7 protein-coding genes and 1 pseudogene are annotated in these 6,634 nt (G+C 66.4%); 5 read left to right on the top strand and 3 right to left on the bottom strand.

The window, feature by feature from the left end; all coding sequences use genetic code 11:
• Window positions 1-156 precede the first annotated feature (156 nt).
• The gene (locus AQJ91_RS13935) at window positions 157-1,365 is read right to left on the bottom strand and encodes a helix-turn-helix domain-containing protein (RefSeq protein ID WP_234382227.1); all 1,209 of its coding nucleotides are present in this window, start codon (window positions 1,363-1,365) and stop codon (window positions 157-159) included.
• A gap of 38 nt (window positions 1,366-1,403) precedes the next feature.
• Window positions 1,404-1,718, bottom strand: a complete 315-nt coding sequence (locus tag AQJ91_RS13930; RefSeq protein WP_067020561.1) for a putative quinol monooxygenase — start codon at window positions 1,716-1,718, stop codon at window positions 1,404-1,406.
• A gap of 587 nt (window positions 1,719-2,305) precedes the next feature.
• Between AQJ91_RS13930 and AQJ91_RS13920 the strand changes: the two genes are divergently transcribed.
• From AQJ91_RS13920 to AQJ91_RS13905, 4 genes are all read left to right on the top strand, one after another.
• Complete coding sequence (locus tag AQJ91_RS13920; RefSeq protein ID WP_067020555.1) at window positions 2,306-2,671, top strand: hypothetical protein; 366 nt, start codon at window positions 2,306-2,308, stop codon at window positions 2,669-2,671.
• Between the two features lie 79 nt (window positions 2,672-2,750).
• The gene (locus AQJ91_RS13915; RefSeq protein WP_067020552.1) at window positions 2,751-3,890 is read left to right on the top strand and encodes a radical SAM protein; all 1,140 of its coding nucleotides are present in this window, start codon (window positions 2,751-2,753) and stop codon (window positions 3,888-3,890) included.
• Window positions 3,891-3,898: 8 nt separating this feature from the next.
• Complete coding sequence (locus AQJ91_RS13910) at window positions 3,899-4,123, top strand: hypothetical protein (RefSeq protein WP_067020550.1); 225 nt, start codon at window positions 3,899-3,901, stop codon at window positions 4,121-4,123.
• Window positions 4,124-4,201: 78 nt separating this feature from the next.
• Window positions 4,202-5,014: a protein kinase family protein gene (locus AQJ91_RS13905; protein ID WP_067020547.1), complete on the top strand. Its 813-nt coding sequence runs from the start codon at window positions 4,202-4,204 to the stop codon at window positions 5,012-5,014.
• A 306-nt stretch (window positions 5,015-5,320) separates the two neighbouring features.
• Here AQJ91_RS13905 and AQJ91_RS53555 read toward each other — a convergent pair whose 3' ends face one another.
• Window positions 5,321-5,494, bottom strand: coding sequence for a hypothetical protein (locus AQJ91_RS53555; RefSeq protein WP_159054557.1), 174 nt, complete (start codon window positions 5,492-5,494; stop codon window positions 5,321-5,323).
• Between the two features lie 594 nt (window positions 5,495-6,088).
• Here AQJ91_RS53555 and AQJ91_RS13900 point away from each other — a divergent pair.
• Window positions 6,089-6,634, top strand: a pseudogene (locus tag AQJ91_RS13900) (MFS transporter); the annotation flags it as partial.

The raw sequence follows: 6,634 nt of genomic DNA, 5'->3' as shown, positions 1-6,634 counted from the left end.
CCCGGTAGGCGCGCAGGTGATCACGGCACTACACAGCACTGCCCTGTACGCGACGAGCAGGAGCTGTCCTTCGGCACACGAACGTGACACTTGCCTTGCGGGTGTCACATTCCCGGTAGCAGGTAGCAGGTAGCAGGTAGCAGGTAGCAGCCTCGCTTACCCCATCGCATCCGAGCGCTCGGCCAACCCTCGCAGTTCCGGCGAAGCCGACCGCCCAGCCATCAACATCAGTTCACGGATCGCACTACGAGCCGCGATATGGCTTCTGACCAGGTCCGGCGCGATGGCCTCGGCGTGCAGCAAGTGGGCGAGTGCGTCGCCGAACTGTCGGCGTTGCACATGAGCTCGACCGAGGTCCATCAGCAGCCTGGCTTGCCGTTCTACGGACAGCGCACTGGTGTCCAGATCCCTGGCAATATCGAGTGCTTCCCCAGCGTCTCCGAGGTCAACCGCGGCTGAGACCGCCTGGACTTCTACATTCGTCGGGCCGAACTCCAGGTTGAAGTCATTGCGCTCACCTCCTATGCGCGCAGCCACCGTTCGAGCCTTGTTGATCTGCTCGCGGGCTGCCGGTCGTTCACCAGCACGCGCATACACCAACGCCAGTGCGAGGTGCAGCGAGCCGACGACCGACAGTTCCTCCTCAGCAGTCGACTCCGCCTCGGCGTGCCTGGCGAGAGTGTTGAGCGCCGTGGCAGCCGCATGCTCGGCCTGGTCCAGACGCTGAAGTCGCACGAACGCGTGGACCAGCCGGAAGACGCCGACAAAGACCCCGAGGCGGTCGCCGGCGAGTTCAGCTGCCCGGATCGCTCGGTCCGCAGCCAGCCATGCGACATCTGCCTCGTTCTGCCGAACGAAAGCCGCCGCCAGAGCTTGGTAGGTGCGGGCCAGCAGCCGATGTAGCTCCGGCCGGAGTTCTTCGGAGGCGGTTCGCACGGCCCTTTCCAGCCGCGGGAGCAGTGGCCCCAGAGCCTCGCTCAACTCCGCGAACTGGTCTCCATGCGTGAGCCTCCAGAGCCGTTCCACCTCGTCTCGCAGCTCAGGGAGCAGATCAGCGCGGAAGTCTTCCCTGGGGTCAAGAATCACATCGAGCGCCGAATGTCCTGAGATCACCAGCCGCGCCTGATCCAGATCGTTCGGCGTCGTCTCCTCGGCAGCCCCGCCTTGGGACGCCTCTGCGCTCGGTGCCTCAGGTTGCAGGACATGCAGAGGTACGCCGAGCCCATCGGCGAGCAAACGCAGCACATCCAGGCGGTTCACCGGCTGGATGCCCCGCTCGACCTGCGACACCCAACTCGCCGTCCGCCCGATCGCTGCGGCCAGCTCGCTCTGGGTCAGGTCTCGCTGTCTTCGCAGTTCGGCCACTCGCGCGCCGAAGGTCCGACGCCCCTCCGATGACACGACTACGCCGCCGTCTTCCCGGCGATGGCATTGAGGAACGTCACTTCAACGCCGGCCAGGTACTGCTCGCGTTCGGCAAGGAACCGCTTGGTGTGCGGCTGCGCCTCGTGCGCCTCGAACGCGGCGCGATCGGCGTACAGCTCGTAGAAGACGCGGGTCAGCGGCTCGTCCACTGGGATGTGGGTGACGTACGTCAGTGTCCCCGGCTCCTGCACCTTGATCCCTTCCAAGGTCTCAGCGCACAGATGGTCAAAGGCGGTTGCCGTGTCCTGATCGCGCAATGTGAAGCGCACGACCAACCCGAAACCCTCGGTCATAAGCACTCCTTCCAGTGGCGCCAAGTCTGTCAGGTGCACAGCTCGACTGCGAGTAGCAGAACTTCTGCACTCACAGAGATTCTGCGAGTATGCTCGTAATCGTGGCGCTACCAAGCGTGATCCCCCCGTGCAGTGCGGGAGTTCGGGTCCGTATGCGACTGCTTGGGCGTGCCATCACATGACAGACCCCCGCGACCGCTGACACGGCCCGGGGGCATGGCCCACCTGAGAAAGCAGGTAGACGTGCCGAACTGTATCGCCCTCCTCTGCACGCAGTTGCTGAGACTGCTACTGCCCCCACGTGGTCGGCACCGCGCGACCCCGGGCCCCGTGCTCGGCCGACCCGAGACACCCAGGGCAACCGCCCGCCGGGATGCACACGTAAGCCACCGACCGCCGCGCCAGCACCCCCGCTTCCCCCTCCTCCGCGGCGAAGACTCCCCCCTCGTACGCCCCTACGTCCTCTCCAGCGTCGAGTTGCGCCACAAGAAGCGGCAGCAACGACAGCGACGCCGTGCCCTCTGGCTGGCCACTCACGGAATCGACATCGGACCGCGCCGGATCCACGGCGTGGAGGTGGCTGCGTAATGGGACGTCCAACCCCCACGAACCGCACCATCACCCGCCTCCTCCCCTGGTCCGGCCCTGAAGGCAAACCCTGCTACCTCCTTACCGACGACAGCGGCGGGGGCTACCTGTCCCGGCTCGCCGACAACATCGAGTCCGTTCAGCTGGGCATGGGAAGTGAACTGCTCGGTCATGCACAGGAGTTGCTCGACGACCCCAAGGCTGGCGCGGGTGAACTCAGGTTTCTCTCCGCCCGGCTGACCGAGGCCCTGCGAGATGCCGTCCGTGTCGCGGAGAGCCGCGTGGCCCGGCTGCAGCTGCCAGTGTCCGATGCCGGCGACGAGGACACCTCAGGCCGGGACACCGACCTGTCACGGACCCGCTGAGAGGTCCCGGGGGCGGCTCTCCGGCCCTCCGCCAGGAGCCGCCCCTCCTTCCGCCCCGACGTTCCCCGCTGGAGGCCGTATGCATCAACTGATCGCAAGTCCGTTCCTCGACGAGTACCTCGTCTTACGCCCCGGCCACGACGCCGGCGTGCAGATCCCGCTCACTCGGTACCTCGAACTCAGCAAGGTGGCGAGCACCGGCGACGACGCTCCGCAATGGCTCGTCGATGCCGCCCGTCAAGCGTGGCGCCTCGACCTCCCCTCGGATCGCCCCCTGCGCGAGACGGTCCTCGTGCGGGCACCCTCGCCGTACGGCATGGCCCGCGCGTCGTACGAGATCAACAAGGGCTGTGACTACGACTGTCCGCACTGCTACCTCGGGTTGAAGCGGTTCGAGGGCATGCCGTGGGACGACAAGGTTCGGCTACTCGACATCATGCGCGACGCCGGTGTGCTCTGGCTTCAGATCACGGGCGGCGAACCGCTGATCGACCGCGAATTCCCCGAGGCGTACGCGCACGCCTACGACCTCGGCATCATGCTGACCATCTCCACCAACGGATCACAGCTCCACAAACCGAAGATCCTGGAGACGCTCGCCGGTCGGCCGCCCCATCACCTGTCCCTGAGCATCTACGGCGCGACTGCGGAGACGTACGACGGTTTCACCCGCAACCGCGGCGCGTTCGACCGCTTCACGCGCGGACTCGACGCCGCCCGCGAGGCCGGCCTGCGCTTGCAGTTGAACATCGTCGTCACGAAGGACAACGCCGACGAGTTCGCCGCCATGGAGAGCCTCGCCGAGCGGTACGGCCAGGTGTTCGTGTTCACCAACATGTCGCCCACCATCCAAGGCGACTCGGCCCCCATCCCTGAGCAGGCCGCCAAGTACCTCCGCAAGCGGAAGCCGTTCACCGGCTGCAACGCCGGACACACCTTCTTCCACGCCGACCCGTTCGGCCACGCGTCCATATGCAAGATCGCCCGCGATCCGCACACCCCGCTGATACAGGAAGGCATCGAGGGACTCAAACGCCTCGGCGGCATCGCCGACGGCCTACAGCTTCGCACCGGGGGCTGCACCGGCTGCTCGTTCGGCCAGAAAGACGCCGACGGCAACCCGGGCGGCTGCACCACCTGCCGCCCCATGGCCAAGCTCTACCAGGAGGCGAAGGCACCACGAAACATGTACTGCCAGCATCCCGACCCGAACCAGTGAGGTGACCCATGGCAACCGCCACTGAGCCGCGCACCACGGAACAGACCGCGCCTGCTTCCCGCGGGCCCGTCCTCGTCGCGATCACCCCCCGGCCGACCACCCCGGGGCCGCTCCCGGTCGCGATCACGTCCCGCCCGATCGCCGACGACGAGATCCGCATCACGCCGAACATCGGCACGTTCTCCGAGAGCCTCGGCTGCTCCTGCCAGGCCGACGACGACCAGCCGTACTAGGCCCGACACGTACCACCGAGCCGCCCTCACCCGTCATAGGGTCGGGGCGGCTCGTCCGTCCACCCCCAGGAACCCCACATGCCCGTAGACCGTATCCACTGGGACGACCTACCCCTCGGCGCCCGCCACGCCGCCGAGGAGCAGACCGGCCCCATCCTGCGCGCCGAGACAGCAGCCGCCGGCGCGAACTCCGGTATTGCCGCCACCGTCCACACTGCTGGTTCGGTGCTCTTTGTCAAGGGCGTGCCGATCGATCACCCACAGGCCCGCACACAGCAGCGTGAAGCCGCAGTCAACCCCTATCTACCGCCGTCCTGCCCCCGGCTACTCTGGCGCGTCCAGACCGCCGGATGGGACCTGCTCGGATACGAGTACCTCGTCGGACGACACGCCGACTACTCCCCCGGCTCAGCCGACCTACCACTGCTCGTCCAGGCACTGACCGAACTCCAGAACACCCCGTGCCCGGTCCTCGACGACCTCAAGATCGCCGAGGACCGATGGAGCAAGTACGCCGGCCCCGCCGGCGTCGAGCAGCTCGCCGGCGACACCCTGCTGCACACCGACCTCGCCCCGCACAACCTGCTCATCGACGACCGAGCGCACCTCATCGACTGGGCATGGCCCACCCGCGGCGCCGCATGGATCGACCCCGCGGTGCTCATCCTGCGACTCATGGAAGCCGGCCACACAGCCAAGGACGCGGACGCATGGACACGCGAGCACGTCCCATCATGGGCAGCAGCACCACACGCATCGGTCGCCGCGTTCTCCGCGGCGAACGCGCGCGTCTGGGACGAGATCGCCCGCCACGACTCGGAAGACTGGAAGAAGCACATGGGCCGCAACGCCCATGACTGGGTGACGTACTGGCGCACCCAAGTTCGATAGGCCCCTGCCCGTCAGTGTCCCGAGATAGCCGAGGCGAAATAGCCACGCCCCGCAGTCAAGAGGACTGCGGGGCTACAGGACCGGGAGCAACTAGTGCCCCGGCAGGCAACGTTCGCCCGTCAAGGAGCGGCGTCCGGTGCGTGCTCTCGGCGTGCCGGGTACAAGCCCTCGTACTGGACGTACCTGGGTTTGTGCCCGGTGCGGCGAGTGGGGGCACCTCCCACGCCCTTAAGGCAGTGGGGGAGCGTACCGGGCGTCGCGACGGGGCGAATGTTGCCTGTCGGGGCACTAGCTAAGGCTGCTCAGCTACTTGCGCCGGTGAGCCCCCCAACCGATCGCCGCCAGGATAGTGACGACGAAGCCGGAAGCCTCGGTTGTCGTCGCTGCGTTGGCGATCACAAGTGCGGCTCCAGCCGACAGTGCTGCGATCGCCAGAATCAACGAGATCAGCTCCCCTTTGGAGGTGTCGCGTTGGGGCATGGCTGTCTTACGCTTGCGTGGCAAAGGACTGTTCCTCTCTCGGATGCTCCCGAAGGACACAGCGCCTTGGGGCCTCCAGCCGCTCACCGCCAAGTAGTGGGCTGGGGGCCCTTTTTGGGCGCGCAACAACCATCGTGCATATGTGGCGCGACCCACAACTGCTTCCGGAAAGTTTTTTTTGATTCCTCGGTGTCGACTAGGTCACAGCCGTACTTCCATAGGTTAATTCATGGTCTCAGCTTCGAGTGAAAGGACTTTAACCCTTTCAACCCACACAATCACAAGCAGTGCACGGCGTACGCCTATGAACATCACTCTCGTACGCAGTCCGAGGCGGTCACCGTCCACCCAAAGGGGCATCGCCACCTCTAAATGCAAGGTGAAGCCGCACAGTTACGCCGTACGTCACTGAACAGCCGAAGCGACCGGGATTCAAACGCGTGAACGATAAGCTCGCCGCACCAAGCTCGGGTGCTCCGGGTGACCTGCTGCCGAGCCTCGGTACCTTCGCCACAGCCCCCGATTCGATGAACGGGCCGAGCAGTCGCTCAACTCGTCCTGCCAGACTGCGCGTTGCGTGCGGTATAGCGAAGAGCTACCTTCGTGGCGCTGTATCTGACCCTCGACCGCGGCTACTCCGCCTCCTACGCCGGCCTCGTCGCCGCGCTGCACGGGCTCGGTGGTGTCATCTCGTCCCTCGGCGCCGGTGTCATGACCGACCGGTTCGGGCGGCGGCCCACGCTCCTCGTCGCGCAGGCCTCGACCGCGCCGTCCGTGGCGCTGCTCGGGTTCATGCGCGACCCCGTCGCCATCGCCGCCGTCGCCTTCCCGGTCGGCATGGCGTCCAACGCCTCGAGGCCCGCCGTGCAGGCGATGATGACCGACATCGTCCGGCCCGAGGACCGCGCACGGGCCTTCTCCCTCAACTACTGGGCCATCAACCTCGGTTTCGCCGTCTCCGCCATGACCGTCGGCTTCATCACCGAGTACACCTATCTCGCCGGGTTCCTGATCGAAGCCGGGATGACGATGGCGTGCGCGGTCGTCGTGTTCCTGAAGCTGCCCGAGTCGCGGCCGGAACAGGCCCTGACGGAGAAGGCCATCGAGCAGGTCGGCCTCGACACCGTGCTGCGCGACGGG

Origin of the sequence: Streptomyces dysideae (assembly GCF_001514305.1) — a bacterium.
GTDB lineage: Bacteria > Actinomycetota > Actinomycetes > Streptomycetales > Streptomycetaceae > Streptomyces > Streptomyces dysideae.
The sequence above is the reverse complement of the archived record's forward strand: the minus strand, read 5'-3'. Positions and strand labels throughout refer to the sequence as shown.

Excerpts from the sequence above, each read along its gene's own strand:
- AQJ91_RS13920 (WP_067020555.1), top strand. The coding sequence starts at position 2,306 with ATGGGACGTCCAACCCCCACGAACCGCACCATCACCCGCCTCCTCCCC.
- AQJ91_RS53555 (WP_159054557.1), bottom strand. The coding sequence starts at position 5,494 with ATGCCCCAACGCGACACCTCCAAAGGGGAGCTGATCTCGTTGATTCTG.
- AQJ91_RS13905 (WP_067020547.1), top strand. The coding sequence starts at position 4,202 with ATGCCCGTAGACCGTATCCACTGGGACGACCTACCCCTCGGCGCCCGC.
- AQJ91_RS13915 (WP_067020552.1), top strand. The coding sequence starts at position 2,751 with ATGCATCAACTGATCGCAAGTCCGTTCCTCGACGAGTACCTCGTCTTA.
- AQJ91_RS13930 (WP_067020561.1), bottom strand. The coding sequence starts at position 1,718 with ATGACCGAGGGTTTCGGGTTGGTCGTGCGCTTCACATTGCGCGATCAG.
- AQJ91_RS13910 (WP_067020550.1), top strand. The coding sequence starts at position 3,899 with ATGGCAACCGCCACTGAGCCGCGCACCACGGAACAGACCGCGCCTGCT.